The sequence below is a fragment of the Rhodoglobus galactosidasius genome (assembly GCF_054957775.1).
On record NZ_JBQIAV010000005.1, the window covers coordinates 62,706 to 80,681 of the forward strand.

Below are 17,976 nucleotides of genomic sequence, written 5' to 3' on the forward strand. Positions count from 1 at the left end.
CGGCCAGCCGATATTGTGTTCGGTTGGCCTCCGCGCAGCACCCTGTGGACGCGCAGCCCCTCGTGGAATGCCTGAGCCGTGTACTCAAAAGGAACGTGAAATGACCAAAAAAATCGTAGTAACTGGCATCGGTGCCACCACGCCGCTCGGCGGAACCGCGACCGAGTCGTGGAACGCCCTTCTTGCTGGCGAATCTGGTGCTCGAACACTCGAGCACGGCTGGGTTGCCGAGCATTCTCTCCCCGTGACTTTTGCCGCACAGGCAAAGGTTCGCCCCGAAGAGGTTCTGGAGCGCGTCGAGTACAAGCGACTCGACCCCTCGAGCCAGTTCGCTTTGATTTCCGCCCGTGAAGCCTGGGCTGATGCGGGTTCGCCCGACGTCGATCCCGTGCGCATCGGTGTTGACTACTCCACCGGTATCGGCGGCCTATGGACTCTGCTCGACGCTTGGGACACCCTGCGCGAAAAGGGACCCCGTCGCGTTTTGCCAATGACGATCCCCATGCTCATGCCGAACGCCGCTGCTGCCGCAATCAGCATGGCGATCCCGTCACGCGCCTACGCTCGCACCGACGTTTCGGCTTGTGCTTCCAGCACCGAGGCTATCGCCAACGCCTACGCACACCTTCAGGCCGGGCTTGCGGATGTCGTCATCGCCGGTGGTACTGAAGCAGTGGTCCACCCGCTTCCGATCGCTGCATTCGCATCCATGCAGGCGCTATCGAAGCGTAACGACGACCCCGCAACCGCTTCGCGCCCTTACGATATTTCTCGCGATGGCTTCGTGCTTGGTGAGGGCGCTGCAACGCTCGTGCTTGAAACGGAAGAGCACGCTCTTGCTCGCGGCGCACGAATTTATGCTGAGCTCGCCGGTGGCGCTGTAACGAGCGACTCGTTCCACATCACCGCACCAGACCCCGGGGGAACCGCTGCGGCTCGTGCCGTTCGCGACGCTCTTGAGGCGGCGGGAGCAACTCCTGACCAGGTGACCCACATCAACGCACACGCGACGAGTACACCTGTCGGCGACATTGCCGAGTACAAGGCGCTCCTACGAATTTTTGGCGACCACCTGCCCAACATTCCGGTTTCCGCAACTAAGGCGGCCACAGGCCACCTTCTGGGCGGTACGGGCGCACTCGAGGCGATCTTCACGGTGCTGGCACTCCACCACCGCACGGCTCCCCCGACGATCAACCTCACCGAGCAAGATCCAGCGATTCCTCTGGATGTCGTCACGTCGCCTCGCGATCTCGGCTCAGGCCCGCAGCTCGCAATCAGCAACTCGTTCGGCTTCGGCGGACACAACGCCGTTGCTGCGTTCCGTTCGGTTTAGCCATGCGTGTCACTCGCACCGCGAGTTGGCGCATATCGGCTAGCTGACTGCGCCTTCGCCGGCGAGCGTTCCACCGTCACTGATGAACTCTGAGCCAGTTGAAAAGCTGGCATCTTCGCTCGCGAGGAAGAGCACGAGCTTCGTGATCTCTTCTGGCTCCCCGAGACGATTGATCGGCGTTCCGGGGTTACCAATGTCGAGGCCAGCGGTCATCGGTGTGCGGATGCCGCCGGGGTGAACGGAGTTCACACGCACGCCCTGCGAACCCAGTTCCATAGCGACGGACTTGGTGAGTCCTCGCAACCCGAACTTCGAGGCGGTGTAGCCGTGGAGTGCGGCGTAGCCCTGCATACCGGCGGTCGATGAGATGTTCACAATCGACGAGGTCTCGTGCTTCACGAGCTCGGGTGTCGATGCCTTGATGCCCAAGAATGCGCCGGTCAGGTTGATACCAATAATCAGCGCCCAGTCCTTCTCAGTGTAGGTGTCGAGCGTGCCGAAGTTCACGATTCCAGCGTTGTTAATCAAGACGTTGAGTCCGCCGAAGGCGTCAACGGCGAGCTTGACTGCCGCGTTCCACTCGTCTTCCTTGGTGACATCGAGGTGGGTGTAGACCGCGTTCTCGCCGAGTTCGTCAGCGAGGGTCTGGCCTTCGGCATCCAATACGTCCGAGATGACGACCTTGCCACCTTCTGCAACGATCGCGCGGCTGTGTGACTCTCCCATGCCGCGTGCTCCGCCGCTAATGAGGGCTACTTTTCCATCGAACCTAGCCATGACGTTCCTTCCACTACTGAATGAGTTTCAGCCGGAGGGTGCAGCCCGGAGGCACGAGAACGGCCCATTGTGAAAACCGTGCCCGATCACTTCCGGCCACAACTCGACGCTACTCCGGGAGTCTGTTACATGCGACCCGAGAGCCACGCTCTGAGCTAACTATCAGCGGACGCTAAAGGATCGAACGGCATCCATCGTGCTGGGTGCACTCACCGTCAAAGAGTGAATCAGCAGGATCGAGAACAACATCACTGCAGTCTTGCCATTCAAGAAGCGGAACGTGCGTGTCGACAGCAGGTTCCGGGATTCGAGTTTGCGCAGAGATCATCGTCATCCCACCTTGTGTAGCCAAACAACGGCAGAATCTTGACCTGCGTGGCGGAATGACTCAAGTTCTTCATCCCACGCCTGTCCGAGTGCCAAGCGAAGTTCGCGGTGAAGTTCAAATGCGTCTGAACCCGCGACTTCCATGGCGTACCGAACGCGATCTTCGGGAATGACCATGTTGCCGACAGTGTCAGTCTGGGCAAAGAAGATGCCGAGGTCTGGAGTGTGCATCCAGCGCCCGCCATCGCTACCGGGCGATGGGTCTTCGGTGACCTCGAAACGAAGGTGCTCCCAGCCGCGAAGCGAGGATGCGAGTTTTGCGCCGGAGCCCTGAGGGCCTTCCCAATAGAACTCAGCACGCTGAGAACCCTTGAGTACCGGCTGATCGTCCCAGTCAAAGTTCACGGCACGTTCAAGAGCGCGACCAGCTGCCCACTCGATGTGTGGGCAGAGCGCGCGAGGAGCAGAGTGCACATAGAGCACTCCGCGAGCGTTTTGTGCAGTCACGATATCTCCGTTCCGTTTGGGTGCGACTTCCCCATCGACCCACGAACGGTGTCTGTGACAACACTGAAGCTGTTAAATTGTGCGGCGAACCGCTTACCGGCCATTATCGCCGAAGAAACTCCGAAAATACAAGCATGTAGTTGCATTTATGTGCTCGTGTCGAACATCGCGCCCCGGAACGACAGCCATTCCGAACTGTTCCGTACTCACCGATGGCGGCGCATGTCTCCACACTGGCGGCCCCTCCCCGCGCCGAGCATGCTCAACATGCATATACTCAGTCACAACGGACCCCTAGCCGGAAGGTACGAGATGTCGATTCGCCACAGTTTGCTTGCGATATTGGCACAAGGGCCGTGTTACGGCTACCAACTTCGCACGGAGTTCGACCGGCGAACGGGCTCAACCTGGCCCGTTAACGTTGGGCAAATCTACAACACGCTCGATCGACTTGTGCGAGACAAACTTGTCGATAAGGCGGTGGGCACCGGCGACGGTAGCGCTGATCTCGCTTCCAGCTCGACTCAGCACACGTACTACACCGTGACGGCTGCCGGCCAGTACGGGTCAGATCAGTGGCTCTTTTCTCCTGCGAAGCGCTATTCAGTCGGCCGGGATGAACTGGCGCTTAAAGTCGCTCTTGCCGTGACCCTTCCCGGAGTCGATGCAAACGATGTGATCGAACGACAACGGCAAGCAACACGCGGTGCCCTCGACGCCCTCATACTGGGCGCAACTGCGCGCGTGGATGCCACAGATGCCGGAGACTTTGCGCAAGAACTAGTCGCTGCCTCGATGCAGGCTCATGCCGAGGCAGAGCTGCGCTGGCTCGATCACGTCGAGCAGTCGCTGCAGAGGGCAAATGCAGAGGGCCGAGCATCCGCATTCCCGCTGAACACCACGAAGCCCAAACGCGGGCGACCAGCATCCGATTCTCACAAGGAAGAGGTGCAACTGCCATGACCGATGTTCCCAAGTACGTCACCGCAAACCGTGCCAAGGTCGCCCGGCACTGTCTTGCCTGCCGAAACTATTTGGCTGCGTCGTAGCGGTCGACCACTGCAACAGTGAGCGGAAACGTCACCGGCAACTCGCCGAATAATAGTCGGCCTGCCTCTTGCGCCGCATCGGCGACCAGGGCGGCAACAGCCGCCGCCGACTCCGCAGGGGCGTGAATGACCACTTCGTCGTGCAAGAAGAAAACAAGGTGCGGCGAATCGGTGAGCCACTTGCCATCGGCAAGCGCATCGAGACGAATTCGGATGCTCGCCATCCAGCACAGCGCCCACTCTGCTGCCGTGCCCTGAACAATGAAGTTGCGGGTAAAACGACCCCACGATCGCCCACGTTCCTGCGCCGCTGACCGCTGAGCAGGAGTCAGCGAATCGTCATAGGTGCCAGTGTCGGCACCCCGCGGTGAGCTTCGACCAAGCTGGGTGGAGACAACCTCTCCGCGCTCACCCGCCCGCGCAGCATCCTCAACAAGTTGAATAGCCCGGGGATACGCACGGGCAAGTCTGGGCATGAGCCGGCCGCTTTCGCCAGTGGTTGCGCCATACATCGCGCCGAGCATTGCCAGCTTGGCCTGTGCACGCGTCTCTACCGCTCCGCTGGCAACGATTCCTTCATAGAGATCGCCGGATGCTCCGGCCTCGACCATTCCTCGGTCCGCAGACATGGCAGCGAGAATACGTGGTTCAAGCTGCGAGGCATCGGCGACAATCAGCTTCCAACCAGGATCGGGAATCACAGCACCACGAATCAGATGAGGTAATTGAAGTGCGCCTCCCCCGCTGGTAGCCCAGCGCCCCGTCACCACTCCACCGGGCACATAGTCGGGGCGAAAGCGTCCATCACGCACCCACGAGTCGAGCCAGTTCCAGCCGTTCGCTGCGAGCAGCCGTGACATCTTTTTGTACTCAAGAAGTGGCTCAATTGCCGGATGCTTCAGTTGCTTCAACTCCCAGGCACGCGTCGAGCTGGTCTGAATTCCGGCCACGTTGAGGGCGCGGAGCAGATCGTTCGGCGAATCTGGGTTGAGCTGTGGGGCATCGAGCAGGGACCGAATTTTCTCGGCCAGATTCTGCAGCTTGCTCGGACGATCGCCCTCAGCTGTCGGTCGTGGCCCGAGCATCTCAGTGAGGATCTGGTCGTGTGCGGTAGCACTCCACGGCAAGCCCGCAAAGCGCATCTCGGCGGCGATGAGCGCGCCGACTGATTCGGCAGCGAGCAAGCGCGAGAGTCGCGCCGGATCCACGGAACCAGCGAGCGCGATGCGCTGACGCTCAAATTCACGGAGCGCATCCAACGGATCTGTCTCGTCACTGACGAGTGGCTGCTCAAGGTCAAACAGAGTGGAGTGGGCAGGAACAGGTCGCCCCTCAATGGGCGGAAGAACACCTGATCCGAGCGCATCCCAGTGGTCAGCTTTCGCCTGCGCCAACTCAGACGAGGAGCTCAGCGCAGAATTTCGCAGAATCGTGTGGCACAACCGTAGGTCGAAACAGCGCTGAACCCGGATTCGCGATCTCAGCAGTTCCGGATACCAGTCAGCAGTGTCCTGCCACACCCAGCGCGGATGCTCGGGCTCGTGTTCGGCGACGAACCGCGGCAGATCATCCACGGCATGCTGCTCGAGGTGAACACCCTCAGAGTCGATATGCATTGCCGTCACTTGGACACCTACGCGGGAAAGAACTATGAACACGCACCTAGTCTGCCCTGCACCACCGACGAACAAGGCACCCTCGGTTAGTTCACTTCTCGTCGTTAGTCGAACGGCTGCGCTTCCTCCATAAGTCGGGATCGGATGAGAAAGCGTACTCCCTCCGGCGCTTCGAGCGAGAAACCGCTACCACGCCCCGCCACAACATCCACCGTAAGAAATGTATGGCTCCAATAAGCAAATTGTTCCTTCGACATCCAAAACTCTATGGGCTGCACCGGCAACCCCTGAGGTGCAATGTCGAACACCCCAAGCAACACATCGTTCGCTCCAGTAATGAATTCCCCCTCCGCAAAACACATGGGAGAACTACCGTCGCAGCATCCCCCCGACTGGTGGAACATGAGCGCACCGTGCGTGTTCCAGAGCGCTCGCAGGAGGTGAACACTTTCCGCCGTGATCGCTAACCGCGGCAGCGACTCCCCCGGAATCACAACACTTGCTTCAATCATTCGACAGCTCCTGTGGCGCGAAAACCGAGAATGAAGTGGCTACCATGCTGGTTAAGCGCAGCAGCCACCCGCACGGCTTGATCCGAGATTTAGAAGAATCCGAGCTTGTTCTCTGAATAAGAGACGAGCAGATTCTTGGTCTGCTGGTAGTGGTCGAGTGCGATCGCGCTGTTCTCTCGGCCGATACCCGAACTCTTGTAGCCGCCGAAGGCTGCTCCGGCTGGGTACGCGTGGTAGTTATTCACCCACACTCGGCCAGCCTGGAGATCGCGACCGGCACGGTACGCCAGATTGCCGTTGCGCGACCAGACGCCTGCTCCCAGGCCGTAGAGCGTGTCATTCGCGATCGAGATGCCGTCGGCATAGTCCTCGAAGCTCGTGACAGCGACGACGGGCCCGAAGATTTCTTCTTGAAAGAGCCGCATCTTGTTGTCGCCCTCAAAGATTGTGGGCTGAACGTAAAATCCACCGCTGAGGTCACCGCCTAAGTCGACACGCTCGCCGCCAAGGGCAAGCCTGGCGCCCTCCTGCTTTCCAATATCGATGTAGCTCAGAATCTTCTCGAGTTGGTCATTGGACGACTGGGCACCGACTTGAGTGTCCGTGTCGAGCGGGTTCCCTTGAATCGCTAACTTGGTGCGCTCAATTGCGTCGCCGAGGAAGGAATCGTAGATTGGTTTCTGAATCAGTGCGCGACTGGGACTCGTGCAGACCTCGCCTTGATTGAACGCGAAGAGCACAAACCCTTCCTGTGCTTTGTCGTAATAGGCGTCATTCTGATCAGCGACATCCGCAAAAAACATATTGGGGCTTTTGCCGCCCAATTCCAGAGTTGCAGGAATAATGTTGGCACTGGCGTACTGGAGGATCAGCCTTCCGGTTGTGGTCTCACCAGTGAACGCGATTTTTCGGATGCGAGGACTTGACGCGAGTGGTTTGCCCGCTTCAGTCCCAAATCCGTTGACGATGTTGAGCACCCCAGGTGGGAGGATATCGCCGATGAGCTCGATCAGAACCAAGATCGAGACGGGCGTCTGCTCCGCCGGCTTGAGCACAACTGCGTTTCCTGCGGCGAGTGCCGGCGCGAGCTTCCATACAGCCATGAGGATGGGAAAGTTCCAAGGAATTATCTGACCCACAACGCCGAGTGGCTCCTTGTAGTGGTACGCGGTCATGTCGCTATCCATTTCCGCGAAGCGACCCTCTTGTGCACGAATCGCGGCGGCGAAGTACCGGAAGTGGTCGGCGGCGAGCGGAAGGTCGGCATTGAGCGGCTCGCGGATGGGCTTTCCGTTATCCCATGTCTCAGCAACGGCAAGCATTTCTAGATTCGCGTCGATGACGTCGGCGATCTTGTTGAGCACGGCCGCACGTTCGGTCGTGGAGGTTTTTCCCCATGCGGGAGCGGCTTTGTGCGCGGCATCGAGGGCCGCATCAATGTCTTCCGCGGTTCCGCGAGCGACTTCAGCGAATGGCTTGCCGTTGACGGGCGAAATATCCTCAAAGTACTTGCCCTGCGCGGGTTTGACCCACTCGCCCCCGATCCAGTGTTCATAACGTGGTTTGAAAGTGATCAGGGATTCGGGAGTGCCTGGGGCTGCATAGATGGTCACGTGCTTGCTCCTGTTGACGTCGTTGTCTGGGACGCGGCGGTTATTCATGCCGATACCAGGACGCTACGCGCGAGCAGGTTGCAGCAACGTTGCACAAGGTTGCGTAGGTGGGCGAGGGTCAGCCTAGTTCAGCGTTGATACGTTCAATTCGCGCAACCACCGAGGCCCGCTTTGGCGACTTCGCAGGAAGCCGAGTCAGACACGCGGTCCAGACCTCGACGTCGTAGGCCGCTTCATCGGTGCGGGCGTATTCCAACAGAGTGTCAACTGACGCATCAGTGAGCATCGATTCGCGCAATCGACCACTGACTTCGTCACGAATAGTGCGGATGCCCGGCGCTACGGAGGGGGGCAGGAGCTGTCCCGAATAGCCTGCCAACGCGACGCGATGCGCGCCTCGATCGAGGAAGGCCAGTACGCGATGTGCATCGAGGTCGAAGCCATGTACCAACTTATAGGGGCGCGAGGTGGGAACTAGCCGCGCATCCGTGGTCTCGAGTACGCGACGAAGGCGCACCATTTCTGCACGAAGGGTTTCTGCGGTGCAGCCGAGCAGATCTGCCAAACGTTCGGCGGAGAGGCCCGCTGGGTGCCAAGCGAGCAAGACAAGTATTTCGGTGTGCCGCATGCTGAGTTCCGCGGAAATGCCGGCGACTTCGAGCAGCCCGCCTTCTCGTCCGAGAACCGAAAACGCAGGCAGCACGTCAGGGCGAATCACTGCTCGCTGAATGGTCCTGCGCGGCATCGCGGCTAGATCATCGAGCCGGCGTATCCGCAATTCGGCTTCCACTGCAGCGACAGCTGCTTCCATGAGCGGGAGGGTCGCGGGAGCAACCGCTTCATCGCCTCCGGTGATGTCGATAACTCCGAGCATGGCTCCCGTAGCGGGATCGTGCACGGGAACGGCGGTACAACTCCACGGGTGAACGATGCGATTAAAGTGTTCGGCACCATGAATCTGGATGCCATGGTCAAGTGCAAGCGCGGTGCCGGGCGCACTAGTGCCTACCGCGCGTTCGCTCCAGTCCGCTCCCTCAACGAACAGCATGTCTTCTGCCCGTCGACGGAGGGTGCGGTCGCCGTCAATCCATAGGAGTCGACCGTCTTGGTCACCAATGGCGACAATAAGTCCCGCATCAAAGGTGTGCCGTATGAGTAGCCGATGAATCGTGGGGAGCGCGAGCGACAGTGGATGCGAATCGCGGTAGTCGCGAAGATCATTTTCGGTGAGCTGTCGCGATCCCAGAGGTTGGTCGGGATCCAGATGGAGCTGTAGCGAACGCTGCCACGACTCTTGGACGAGTCGACGCACTCCGACAACCGGCTGCCGCTCGCCAATGACTCGGTCGTGAGCTTGAGCAATCCGGGCGCGGGCGGTCTCGTCTGCGACGGCAATCCAAGGGCTAGCCACGTCACTCCGATCATCATTGGTCGAGTGCGTTCATCATACGTGGCTAGCCCGTGGGGCCGTCAGGCTGCGTTCTCCCGTTGTTGCTCAACGAGATAACTGCTGTACGCGCTCAGCGTGAGGAAGGTGGGGAACTCCTCCTCGAGCGTTACTTCGCGGAAGACTGCCGCCGCATCGTCGAAGCGGTCGCCGTGGCTGCGCTCGATTTCGGCGAGCGTTTGCTCCAACTCAGTCTCAATACGACGGTGCGTGATCGCCGTGCCCTCAGCAGTAACAACGCGCTGGTGCATCCACTGCCAGAGCTGACTGCGGCTGATCTCGGCGGTTGCCGCGTCTTCCATTAGGTTGTCAATCGCGGCGGCTCCCACCCCGCGCAGCCAACTTTCGATGTAGCGCAACGCAATGGACACGTTCGACCGCACTCCGGCATCCGTCACCGCTCCGTCAATGCGCAGGTTAAGCAGGTCTTCCGCTGTCACGTGCACGTCGTCACGCAAACGGTCGATCTGGTTGGGGCGATCCCCCAGCACGGTGTCGAACTCTGCGCGGGCGGTCTCGATGAGATCCGGATGCGCGACCCAGGTGCCATCGAAGCCGTCGGTGGCTTCGCGTCGCTTGTCGCGAGTCACGGCATCCAGTGCACGAGCAGTCACCTCGGGGTCACGTCGGTTCGGGATAAAGGCACTCATGCCTCCAATGGCATGTGCTCCCCGCTTATGGCAGGTCGACACGAGCAACTCGGTATATGCCCGCATGAATGGCACCGTCATGGTGATAGCGGCACGGTCGGGAAGCACGAAACTCGCTCCACGGCCACGGAAGTTCTTGATGATCGAGAAGATGTAATCCCAGCGACCAGCATTGAGGCCAGCGCAGTGTTCCCTCAGCTCGTACAATATCTCGTCCATCTCGAACGCAGCAGGAATTGTCTCAATCAGCACTGTCGCGCGAATCGTGCCGTGCGAAATGTTGAGGGCGTTCTCAGCGAAAGTAAACACGTCGTCCCAGAGTCGCGCTTCGAGGTGGTTCTCAATCTTGGCGATGTAGAAGTACGGACCGCTACCGCGCTCGATGAGTTCGTGCGCGTTATGGAATATATAGAGCCCGAAGTCAACGAGTGAACCAGATGCCGGCGTGCGAAGCCCTGCGCGGTCGGTGTACCGCAGGTGCTTTTCTACCAGATGCCATCCTCGTGGGCGCATCACGATCGTCGGGGTCTCCTCACCGAGCGCGTAGCTTTTGCCCTCGGGAGTCGTGAAGTCGATCTGTCGGCGGATCGCATCGTGGAGGTTGACCTGCCCACCGATCACGTTCTGCCACGTCGGGCTCGTGGCGTCTTCCTGATCAGCAAGCCACACCTTGGCACCCGAGTTCATGGCGTTGATCGTCATCTTGCGGTCCGTTGGACCCGTAATCTCAACGCGGCGATCATGCAAGCCGGGGCCCGCACCGGCAACGCGCCAGCTGGGGTCTTCACGAATCGCTGCCGTCTCGGGCAAGAAGCGCAGGTTGCGACCATTCGTGATGTGTTTGCGCGACTCCATGCGTGCTGCGAGGCGGTCGTGTCGACGCCCCGCAAATTGGTCGTGGAGTCGAGTCAGAAAGTGCAGTGCTTCTGAGGTCAGAATCTCGTCGAATCGTTCCTGCGATTCAGCGATCGGTTCCATTCTGCGAGTAGTCATTTGATGTCCTTAGAAAGTATTGGCGGTGTGCAGTGTGGTTGGGATGCAGCGGTGCTGGCTTAGTGACAGTGCTGACTTAACGGCGGTGTTGATTTAATGGCGGTGCTGATTTAGTGAAACTGGGCGGTTTCGGTGCTTCCGACCAGGGCGAGCGTTTCGCTCGTGGGGTTGAGGGCGGTCGCGATGCGATCGAAGTACCCCGTGCCGACTTCGCGCTGGTGGCGCGTTGCCGTGTAACCGTCGGCTTCTGACGCGAACTCTGCCTCTTGCAGTTCCACATAGGCGCTCATGTGACGCTCGCTGTAGCCCTTGGCGAGGGTGTACATCGAGTGGTTGAGGGCGTGGAATCCGGCGAGGGTGATGAACTGGAACGCGTAACCCATGGCAGCAAGTTCGCGCTGAAAAGTGGCGATCTGAGCATCGTCGAGGTGACGCTTCCAGTTAAACGACGGCGAGCAGTTGTAGGCCAGTTTCTTGCCGGGGAACTCCCGGTGGATGCTCTCCGCAAACGTTCGCGCGAGCTCAAGATCGGGCTCAGCACTCTCCACCCACAGCAGGTCTGCATAGGGAGCGTAGGCATGGCCGCGACTGAGCACCGTCTCGATGCCCGGTGTGGTGCGGTAGAAGCCATCGCCCGTGCGCTCTCCGGTGAGGAATGGCTTGTCTCGGTCATCCACATCGTTGGTGATGAGGTCGGCAGCGAGCGAGTCGGTGCGGGCAATGATGATGCTCGAAACACCGGCAACGTCAGCGGCGAGGCGGGCCGCGTTGAGGGTGCGAACATGCTGGGCTGTGGGGATCAACACCTTGCCGCCCATGTGGCCGCACTTCTTTTCTGAGGCGAGCTGGTCTTCCCAGTGCACGCCGGCAGCTCCGGCTTCGATCATGGATGACATGAGCTCGTAAGCGTTAAGCGGCCCACCAAAGCCGGCCTCAGCATCGGCGACAATCGGCGCCATCCAGTCGGTGGCAGGGGCACCGAACTCGGCGGTTTCGATCTGGTCGGCCCGCAGGAGTGCGTTGTTGATGCGACGCACGACAGCAGGAACGCTGTTCGCTGGGTAGAGGCTCTGGTCGGGGTAGGTCTGACCCGAGAGGTTCGCGTCTGCTGCAACCTGCCATCCGCTCAGGTAGATCGCTTCGAGCCCTGCGCGAACCTGCTGCACTGCTTGATTGCCGGTCAGTGCTCCGAGTGCGGCAACCCATTCGGTGTCGTCGCGTTGAATGAGGTTCCACAGGTTCTCGGCTCCCCGACGAGCGAGGGTGCGATCTTCTCGAACGCTTCCGCGGAGGGCGATGACGTCTTCAGCGCTGAAGTCGCGGTCGATGCCATTCCAGCGGGCATCCGTCTTCCACTCGGTTTCGAGTTCGGCTGCGGTCTGGATCTGGTCGCCTGGGCGATTGTTCGTCATGGTGTGCTCCTCGGTCGGTTCGTCATGGTGTGGGTACTGTGTTTCTTCGACTCTGGGGCCCTTGCACTGGTTCTTCACCGGCTTTTAGGGCAGAATTCTTGCAATTCTTCTGTTTTTCCGCAGAAGGTCGTCAAGGAGGACGCTGAGATGAACCCACACACGTTCACGCAGGCAGACGATGAGGACATGTTCGATTCCCTCACCGTTGGCCGCCGCGTGCGCCAACTGCGCACCGACCGCGGACTCACGCTCGACGACCTTGGCGCTGTGCTGGGCCGTGCCGCCTCGCAGGTCTCGGTTATCGAGAACGGAAAGCGTGAACTGAAGCTCAGCGAACTGCAGAAGTTGGCGCGCATCTTTGACGTGAGCGTCGACGACCTGCTCAATAGCGAACCGCCGTCGCGCCGAGCTGCCCTAGAGATTGCGCTCGAACGCGCCCAGCGCGGTCCGCTCTATTCCTCTCTCGCCCTGCCCGACTTGCCGGTGCGCAAGACCTTGAGCGACGAAGCTATCGAAACCGTGCTGGGGCTGCACGATGAGCTGCAACGACTGCACCAAGAGCGCGCGGCAACTCCTGAAGAGGCTCGGCGCGCAAACACTGAACTGCGCCGCATGATGCGCAAACGCAATAACTACTTCGCCGAACTCGAAACCACTGCCCGTGAACTATTGGATGCTGTGGGCCATGCCGGCGGTCCGCTCTCCCAGCGGGTGGCCGCCGACCTCGCTTCGCATCTCGGGTTTTCGCTGCACTACGTGCCTGACTTGCCCGGATCCACTCGCAGCGTCACGGATCTGCACAATGGCCGCATCTATCTGCCGGTGGCGCAGGCCGAGAGTACCGACCCGCGGTCGACCCTATTGCAGGCTCTTGCAGGGCATGTGTTGGGCATCCGCGAGCCTGCGAATTATGCCGAGTTCTTGCACCAGCGGGTAGAGACCAACTATTTGGCTGCTGCACTGATGGTGCCCGAGAAGACTGCGGTTGAGTTTCTCACTGCGGCCAAGGCACAGCGCGAGCTCTCTGTTGAGGATCTGCGGGATGCGTTTGCTGTGCCCTACGAAACAGCAGCCCACCGCTTCACGAATCTCGCCACGGAGCATTTGGGTGTGCCGGTGCACTTTCTCAAAGTTCATGAGGGTGGAACGATTTCGAAGGCCTACGAGAACGACAACGCGGCCTTTCCCACGGATGCGCTCGGCGCCATCGAGGGGCAAACCGTGTGCCGCAAGTGGAGTGCTCGCCAGGTATTCGACGTGGAAGACCGCTTCAGTCCGTACCACCAATACACCGATAAGCCGGGCGGCACCTACTGGTGCACGTCGCGCATTCAGTCGGGCCGTCGCGGTGACTTTTCGGTGAGCTTGGGCACCCCGTTCGCGTCGGCAAAGTGGTTCCGCGGCCGCGATACCGCCAATCGGGCAGTATCGACGTGTCCGGATGATGGATGCTGCCGCAGCGCACCCGAGAATCTTTCGGAGCGCTGGGCAAAGCATTCGATCCCGAGTGCGCGCCTCAACAGCTCTCTGCTCGCGGCGATGCCCACGGGAATGTATCCGGGCGTGGACTCCACCGAAGTGTTCGAGTTCTTGGAGACGCACTCGCCTAAGGGCTAGTGGAGCTCGGCTAGTGCGGCTCTAGGCACTGGCCCGCGTTCCGTCAGGAGTGCGAGCCGGCCATTCCGCTAGCCGTTCAGCAGCGAGCCGTCTTTCTTGAGCACGTTCTTCTCGCCGGCCTCGATCGCTACTGAGAAACGGTTCTGCTTCGGAGGCATCGGGCAGTTGAAGTTGTAGCTAAAGGCGCAGGGCGGCAGGATCGCGAGGTTGAAGTCGAGCACGATGGTGCCATCAGGGTTGGGCGCGACAAAGAGGAAGCGGCCAACGCTGTAGGTGTCGACGCCGCTCGTTGCGTCAGCGAAAACCAGCTGGAGCGCGCGGCCCGACTTGAACGCGGCGAGGCTGTAGTCGACGCCATCCCGAGTGAACGAGATGTCGCCGGGGATCGGCTGCTCACGCTCTTGGCCGTTGTCTTTGAGGTGCTCAAAGCCGAGCGTGGTTCCGTCGGGGTTGGGCGTGAACGTTGCAGTGATGACCCAGTCGGGGTTGTAAGCGTAAGCGTCGATCGTGCCGAACTCTTGGATGGCCGGCGAGTTTCTGTCCCAGACGCGCAGGGCGTGGTTGCCCTCGGGTGCCTTAATGACGAAACCGGTCACGGTTTCGCCGAAGATGATCGCGCTGGGGTTCTCGTGGCTCTTGCTGCGGACTACGGCTGAGCCGTCAACGAGCGCACCATCGACCACAATGTTGTCGTCGGCCGTGGCCGTGACGGTGAGGCCATCCTCGTGCGGAGTCCACGTGCCTGGCACGCCCCAAATGGTCTGCTCGGAGTCAACCCACTGAGTGTTGGTCAGTGCGAGGTTACCGTTTTGCTGCACGGCCGCCTGGTCGCGTCGTTCACGAAACTTCGCGAGTTTAGCTTCGGGCGTGAGTGTGGGGGCAGCAGTGTCAGTCATAAAGTCCATCCTTGTTGAAGTCCATCATGCCAACCACCGCCGACACGGGATTATTTCAGGAAAGCCACTTTGCTTCACTCGCACCCCACTCAACGGCAGGAGCCAGAAAGTTGCTTGGGCCACCATCGTAGGGAGGAGCCGCCACCGCGCTCGTCACGCCGTCACGAGTCGTCACGGTCGGCACGAAGGCACTGGATGCCGCAGGGGTGTGCCGTGGTCGGCGCTGCTGCAACAACTCAGTTGCCAAGCGCGCGAGCGACACCTCAACGCGCCACGAATGACCGGCATCGATACGGCGACGCACCGCCGTAGTGATTCCTGCAGCGAGCAAATACCCCGCCGCATGGTTGAGTGCTTGCGCGGGGAGCGCACCGGGCGTGCCCGATCCGTCACCCTCCACCATTGCGATGCCGGTAGCAGCCTGCACGATACTGTCGAAGCCACGGCGTTCGGCCAACGGTCCGACTGTTCCCCACGCAGAGAGGCGGCCCACGATGATTCCCGGGCGTCGCTCGGCGAGAGCCGCGGGCGAAAGTCCGAACTTATCTAAGGAGCCGGGGCGGTAGGCGGTGAGTACGACATCCGCGGTCTCGAGCAGTTTCTCGAACGTCGCACGGTCGGCGGCGGCGTCGAGGTCGAGCAGGGTTGAGCGTTTGCCCGCTCCGGTGTCGAGGTGTTGCCAGCTGATTTCTGGATGCTGTGGGCTGTCGATGCGCAGAACGTCGGCTCCCCAGAGTGCGAGCGTTCGTGCCGCGACGGGTCCGGCGATGACGCGCGTGAGGTCGAGCACACGGAGTCCTGCGAGCGGTGCGTCGACGGTTGTTTCGGTGAGCTGTGCGGGCCCGGTGTCGCCGAGGTTGGTCAGTTCGACGACCGGCAGGTCTGCCAGCTGTTGGGCTTGTGGATGCTCGGCCCACTCTTCGGCCGTGCGCACCACTGTCGCGACTCCCCCGGCGGCGACGACCTGCTGCTCGACATCGGCCGCACTCAGCGGATGCAGGGCGAGCATGAACTCGTCGGCTCCGGTGTCGTCGGAAAGTTCGAGCGCACTGAGGAGCGCTGTTCGGTGGTGTGGGTAATTGGCGTGAGTGCGAACCCAGCCGTCGCTGCAGGGCCAGAATCCGGAGAGCTCTGCCCAGGCTGAGACGGGTTCACCGTTGAGCCGAAAGTATTTGTCGCTCGTGACCGCGGTGGCGACTTTGGCGGGGTCGAGTTCGACGGAGGGCACCGCGCATCCGACCCGGCGTGCCGCAAGTAGCGAAGCAGAGAACGAGGCCGCAGCAATGGCATCGTGAACGAAACGGCCCGACGGGAGGGTGCCAGAGAGCGGAACAGCAGTGCCGTGGTCGCGCACTAGGGCGAGGGCTGCGGCATCCTCTCCAAGGGATTGCCACGCGGCATCCAGCAAACTCATAACTTGATAGTGCCACGCCCGTTAGATTTAGACCATGGAACCTATTAGCTTCAGTTTTGGCCTTCTCGGTCTGATCATCTTCATCATCACGGTCGTGTCGATCGTGAAGAGCAACAACCATGGCGTGCTCGGCAAGTTTGTGTGGATCTTGGTGGCATTCTTCTTGTCGATCTTGGGCTCGATCCTGTGGCTGATCTTCGGTCGCGGCAAGGTGCGCAACTAGCACGTCACGCACCCTGGTGACGCGGCCGCTACTTCGCGGTGGGTTTGCGCGGCTTCAAAAATCCGGCCTCTTCGGTCTTTTCACGCTTCTGGGTCCGCTTGTCTTTGAGTGACAGCTTGGCTTCCTTTTTGGTGCTTCCGCTTCGCGGAGATTTACCTGCCATGACGAACCAACTTTCTTTTGTGGATGTCGCGTGTGGCTTGACCATACGCCTCGCACTGCCGAATAGCACTCCGAATGTGACGAGCATTTCTTGAGTCGATGCCGCATTCATCACAATCCTCCGCGTGGCGGTTGCTGCGCTCGTCGTAGTGATGCTCGCCTTCGGTTCGCTCGCAAGTCGTCAATGCTGCGGGTACCGTAGATCCGTATAACGCGGTGACACCACTCCCGGTGCTCTGCGCCTCAACGAAAGAAAGCCGGTGAGACATGAGTGGTCATGCAGTGACTCTCTTTTTCGACGTCAATGAAACGCTCTCGAACCTTGAGCCAATTGCCGATGCTTTCGGAGAGGTCGGCGCAGACCGGCTTGTCGCCGCGACGTGGTTCAATGCCGTCCTCCGCGATGGTTTCGCGCTGACCGCCGCGGGAAGCAACGCGCGCTTTATAGAGATTGCCACACATAACGCGCGAGACATCTTGCGCGGGGTGCGGCTCAACGCCTCGCTGGAAGACTCAGTGGATGCCATACTGCGCGCATTCTCGCTCGTTCAGTTGCATGATGATGTTGCAGAGGGTCTCCGATCTCTCCACGACGCGGGACACCGACTGTTCACGCTGTCTAACGGGCCGACGAGTACTGCCGAACGTCTGCTTGAGACGGCAGGTATCTCATCCCTGGTCAATGACGTTCTCTCGGTCGAAGGCCATGCGCCATGGAAACCCACTCGCGCCGCCTACGAGGATGCCCTCACTCGAACCGGCACCGGCACCGGCGGAATCGCCTACCTCGTGGCTGTGCACCCCTGGGACATTCATGGTGCTGCCGAAGCGGGACTCTCCACTGTGTGGGTCAATCGGACTGGCGCGACCTATCCTGAGCACTTCCACCCGCCCACGGTCACTGTTCACAAGCTCAGCGAGATTGCTGCCTACTTCGGCGATTAGCAGGGTTGTAGGGCGGACGGGACTTGAACCCGTGACCGACGGATTATGAGTCCGCTGCTCTAACCAGCTGAGCTACCGCCCCGTGCCCGCACTAGTGCGAACGCGTAACTACGTTACCGGCAAATCGGGCACACAGGGTGTCACTTGATTGCGCAGACCGAGCGCGTCGCTCCCGCGTCGAGTTGCAGCGCCCACCCGCGTCAGCGGACTCCTCCATCCACAGTCTTAGAGGTCGCAACGTGAATAGAGATTCCGACAGCGACGATCACACTTAGCGCTAACGCCGCAAAGCCCGCGAACGCCGCTACGTAGTAGGTACTCGGATCAGGAAGTGAATCTATTTGCGGCTCCATGTAATACCAAATGGTGGCGCCTGTGTTGATGCCCAGCACGACGATCGCTGCGGGGACAAGCCATGCAGCGAACAGTAGAAGTTTTTTGCCCATGTACGGCATCCTCTCAAAAAACTTTGAGCAATTA

At 60.4% G+C, this 17,976-nt stretch carries 18 protein-coding genes and 1 tRNA gene; 5 read left to right on the top strand and 14 right to left on the bottom strand.

What is annotated here, in order from left to right:
• The first annotated feature begins 100 nt into the window (after positions 1 to 100).
• Positions 101 to 1,336, top strand: coding sequence for a beta-ketoacyl-[acyl-carrier-protein] synthase family protein (locus ACTJJW_RS07995; RefSeq protein WP_462643599.1), 1,236 nt, complete (start codon positions 101 to 103; stop codon positions 1,334 to 1,336).
• A 39-nt stretch (positions 1,337 to 1,375) separates the two neighbouring features.
• On the opposite strand, the gene ACTJJW_RS08000 is transcribed toward ACTJJW_RS07995, so the two are convergent.
• The 3 genes from ACTJJW_RS08000 to ACTJJW_RS08010 all read right to left on the bottom strand — a co-directional run bounded on the left by ACTJJW_RS08000 (position 1,376) and on the right by ACTJJW_RS08010 (position 2,947).
• Positions 1,376 to 2,113, bottom strand: coding sequence for an SDR family oxidoreductase (locus ACTJJW_RS08000; RefSeq protein ID WP_462643600.1), 738 nt, complete (start codon positions 2,111 to 2,113; stop codon positions 1,376 to 1,378).
• 172 nt (positions 2,114 to 2,285) lie between these two features.
• Positions 2,286 to 2,447, bottom strand: a complete 162-nt coding sequence (locus ACTJJW_RS08005) for a hypothetical protein (protein WP_462643602.1) — start codon at positions 2,445 to 2,447, stop codon at positions 2,286 to 2,288.
• A complete protein-coding gene (locus tag ACTJJW_RS08010; RefSeq protein WP_462643604.1) occupies positions 2,444 to 2,947 on the bottom strand; it encodes a DUF3145 domain-containing protein in 504 nt (167 codons plus the stop codon). The genes ACTJJW_RS08005 and ACTJJW_RS08010 overlap by 4 nt, the downstream gene beginning before the upstream one ends.
• A 267-nt stretch (positions 2,948 to 3,214) precedes the next feature.
• Here ACTJJW_RS08010 and ACTJJW_RS08015 point away from each other — a divergent pair, with 267 nt between their 5' ends.
• Positions 3,215 to 3,910 (top strand): PadR family transcriptional regulator, encoded by a 696-nt coding sequence (locus tag ACTJJW_RS08015; protein ID WP_462643606.1) that lies wholly within the window; start codon positions 3,215 to 3,217, stop codon positions 3,908 to 3,910.
• A 67-nt stretch (positions 3,911 to 3,977) separates the two neighbouring features.
• On the opposite strand, the gene ACTJJW_RS08020 is transcribed toward ACTJJW_RS08015, so the two are convergent.
• From ACTJJW_RS08020 to aceA, 6 genes are all read right to left on the bottom strand, one after another.
• A complete protein-coding gene (locus ACTJJW_RS08020; RefSeq protein ID WP_462643608.1) occupies positions 3,978 to 5,654 on the bottom strand; it encodes a bifunctional 3'-5' exonuclease/DNA polymerase in 1,677 nt (558 codons plus the stop codon).
• 62 nt (positions 5,655 to 5,716) lie between these two features.
• Complete coding sequence (locus tag ACTJJW_RS08025) at positions 5,717 to 6,124, bottom strand: DUF779 domain-containing protein (RefSeq protein ID WP_462643609.1); 408 nt, start codon at positions 6,122 to 6,124, stop codon at positions 5,717 to 5,719.
• 89 nt (positions 6,125 to 6,213) lie between these two features.
• Positions 6,214 to 7,737 (bottom strand): acetaldehyde dehydrogenase ExaC, encoded by a 1,524-nt coding sequence (exaC, locus tag ACTJJW_RS08030; RefSeq protein WP_462643611.1) that lies wholly within the window; start codon positions 7,735 to 7,737, stop codon positions 6,214 to 6,216.
• 118 nt (positions 7,738 to 7,855) lie between these two features.
• Entirely contained in the window at positions 7,856 to 9,148 is a 1,293-nt protein-coding gene (locus ACTJJW_RS08035) for a sigma-54-dependent transcriptional regulator family protein (RefSeq protein ID WP_462643613.1), read from the bottom strand.
• Between the two features lie 59 nt (positions 9,149 to 9,207).
• Positions 9,208 to 10,827, bottom strand: a complete 1,620-nt coding sequence (aceB, locus tag ACTJJW_RS08040; RefSeq protein ID WP_462643615.1) for a malate synthase A — start codon at positions 10,825 to 10,827, stop codon at positions 9,208 to 9,210.
• 110 nt (positions 10,828 to 10,937) lie between these two features.
• Entirely contained in the window at positions 10,938 to 12,239 is a 1,302-nt protein-coding gene (gene aceA / locus ACTJJW_RS08045) for an isocitrate lyase (protein WP_462643616.1), read from the bottom strand.
• 147 nt (positions 12,240 to 12,386) lie between these two features.
• Here aceA and ACTJJW_RS08050 point away from each other — a divergent pair, with 147 nt between their 5' ends.
• A complete protein-coding gene (locus tag ACTJJW_RS08050; protein ID WP_462643618.1) occupies positions 12,387 to 13,856 on the top strand; it encodes a helix-turn-helix domain-containing protein in 1,470 nt (489 codons plus the stop codon).
• 68 nt (positions 13,857 to 13,924) lie between these two features.
• On the opposite strand, the gene ACTJJW_RS08055 is transcribed toward ACTJJW_RS08050, so the two are convergent.
• Both ACTJJW_RS08055 and ACTJJW_RS08060 read right to left on the bottom strand, forming a co-directional pair.
• Complete coding sequence (locus tag ACTJJW_RS08055) at positions 13,925 to 14,752, bottom strand: DUF1684 domain-containing protein (RefSeq protein ID WP_462643620.1); 828 nt, start codon at positions 14,750 to 14,752, stop codon at positions 13,925 to 13,927.
• A gap of 55 nt (positions 14,753 to 14,807) precedes the next feature.
• The gene (locus ACTJJW_RS08060) at positions 14,808 to 16,166 is read right to left on the bottom strand and encodes a CoA transferase (RefSeq protein WP_462643622.1); all 1,359 of its coding nucleotides are present in this window, start codon (positions 16,164 to 16,166) and stop codon (positions 14,808 to 14,810) included.
• A 34-nt stretch (positions 16,167 to 16,200) separates the two neighbouring features.
• Here ACTJJW_RS08060 and ACTJJW_RS08065 point away from each other — a divergent pair, with 34 nt between their 5' ends.
• A complete protein-coding gene (locus ACTJJW_RS08065) occupies positions 16,201 to 16,389 on the top strand; it encodes a PLDc N-terminal domain-containing protein (RefSeq protein ID WP_462643624.1) in 189 nt (62 codons plus the stop codon).
• 28 nt (positions 16,390 to 16,417) lie between these two features.
• Here the strand turns inward: ACTJJW_RS08065 and ACTJJW_RS08070 are convergent, their stop codons facing one another.
• Positions 16,418 to 16,663, bottom strand: a complete 246-nt coding sequence (locus tag ACTJJW_RS08070) for a hypothetical protein (protein ID WP_462643626.1) — start codon at positions 16,661 to 16,663, stop codon at positions 16,418 to 16,420.
• A 170-nt stretch (positions 16,664 to 16,833) separates the two neighbouring features.
• Here ACTJJW_RS08070 and ACTJJW_RS08075 point away from each other — a divergent pair, with 170 nt between their 5' ends.
• Complete coding sequence (locus ACTJJW_RS08075; RefSeq protein ID WP_462643628.1) at positions 16,834 to 17,496, top strand: haloacid dehalogenase type II; 663 nt, start codon at positions 16,834 to 16,836, stop codon at positions 17,494 to 17,496.
• Between the two features lie 8 nt (positions 17,497 to 17,504).
• Here the strand turns inward: ACTJJW_RS08075 and ACTJJW_RS08080 are convergent.
• A tRNA-Ile gene (locus ACTJJW_RS08080) sits at positions 17,505 to 17,578 on the bottom strand.
• A 118-nt stretch (positions 17,579 to 17,696) separates the two neighbouring features.
• On the bottom strand, positions 17,697 to 17,942 hold the full coding sequence (locus ACTJJW_RS08085; RefSeq protein ID WP_462643630.1) for a hypothetical protein: 246 nt from the start codon (positions 17,940 to 17,942) through the stop codon (positions 17,697 to 17,699).
• Between the last annotated feature and the right edge of the window lie 34 nt (positions 17,943 to 17,976).

Excerpts from the sequence above, each read along its gene's own strand:
- ACTJJW_RS08070 (WP_462643626.1), bottom strand. The coding sequence starts at position 16,663 with ATGAATGCGGCATCGACTCAAGAAATGCTCGTCACATTCGGAGTGCTA.
- ACTJJW_RS08065 (WP_462643624.1), top strand. The coding sequence starts at position 16,201 with ATGGAACCTATTAGCTTCAGTTTTGGCCTTCTCGGTCTGATCATCTTC.
- aceA (WP_462643616.1), bottom strand. The coding sequence starts at position 12,239 with ATGACGAACAATCGCCCAGGCGACCAGATCCAGACCGCAGCCGAACTC.
- ACTJJW_RS07995 (WP_462643599.1), top strand. The coding sequence starts at position 101 with ATGACCAAAAAAATCGTAGTAACTGGCATCGGTGCCACCACGCCGCTC.
- ACTJJW_RS08060 (WP_462643622.1), bottom strand. The coding sequence starts at position 16,166 with ATGAGTTTGCTGGATGCCGCGTGGCAATCCCTTGGAGAGGATGCCGCA.
- ACTJJW_RS08055 (WP_462643620.1), bottom strand. The coding sequence starts at position 14,752 with ATGACTGACACTGCTGCCCCCACACTCACGCCCGAAGCTAAACTCGCG.
- ACTJJW_RS08025 (WP_462643609.1), bottom strand. The coding sequence starts at position 6,124 with ATGATTGAAGCAAGTGTTGTGATTCCGGGGGAGTCGCTGCCGCGGTTA.
- ACTJJW_RS08015 (WP_462643606.1), top strand. The coding sequence starts at position 3,215 with ATGCATATACTCAGTCACAACGGACCCCTAGCCGGAAGGTACGAGATG.
- ACTJJW_RS08005 (WP_462643602.1), bottom strand. The coding sequence starts at position 2,447 with ATGACGATGATCTCTGCGCAAACTCGAATCCCGGAACCTGCTGTCGAC.
- ACTJJW_RS08000 (WP_462643600.1), bottom strand. The coding sequence starts at position 2,113 with ATGGCTAGGTTCGATGGAAAAGTAGCCCTCATTAGCGGCGGAGCACGC.
- aceB (WP_462643615.1), bottom strand. The coding sequence starts at position 10,827 with ATGACTACTCGCAGAATGGAACCGATCGCTGAATCGCAGGAACGATTC.
- ACTJJW_RS08085 (WP_462643630.1), bottom strand. The coding sequence starts at position 17,942 with ATGGGCAAAAAACTTCTACTGTTCGCTGCATGGCTTGTCCCCGCAGCG.
- ACTJJW_RS08050 (WP_462643618.1), top strand. The coding sequence starts at position 12,387 with ATGAACCCACACACGTTCACGCAGGCAGACGATGAGGACATGTTCGAT.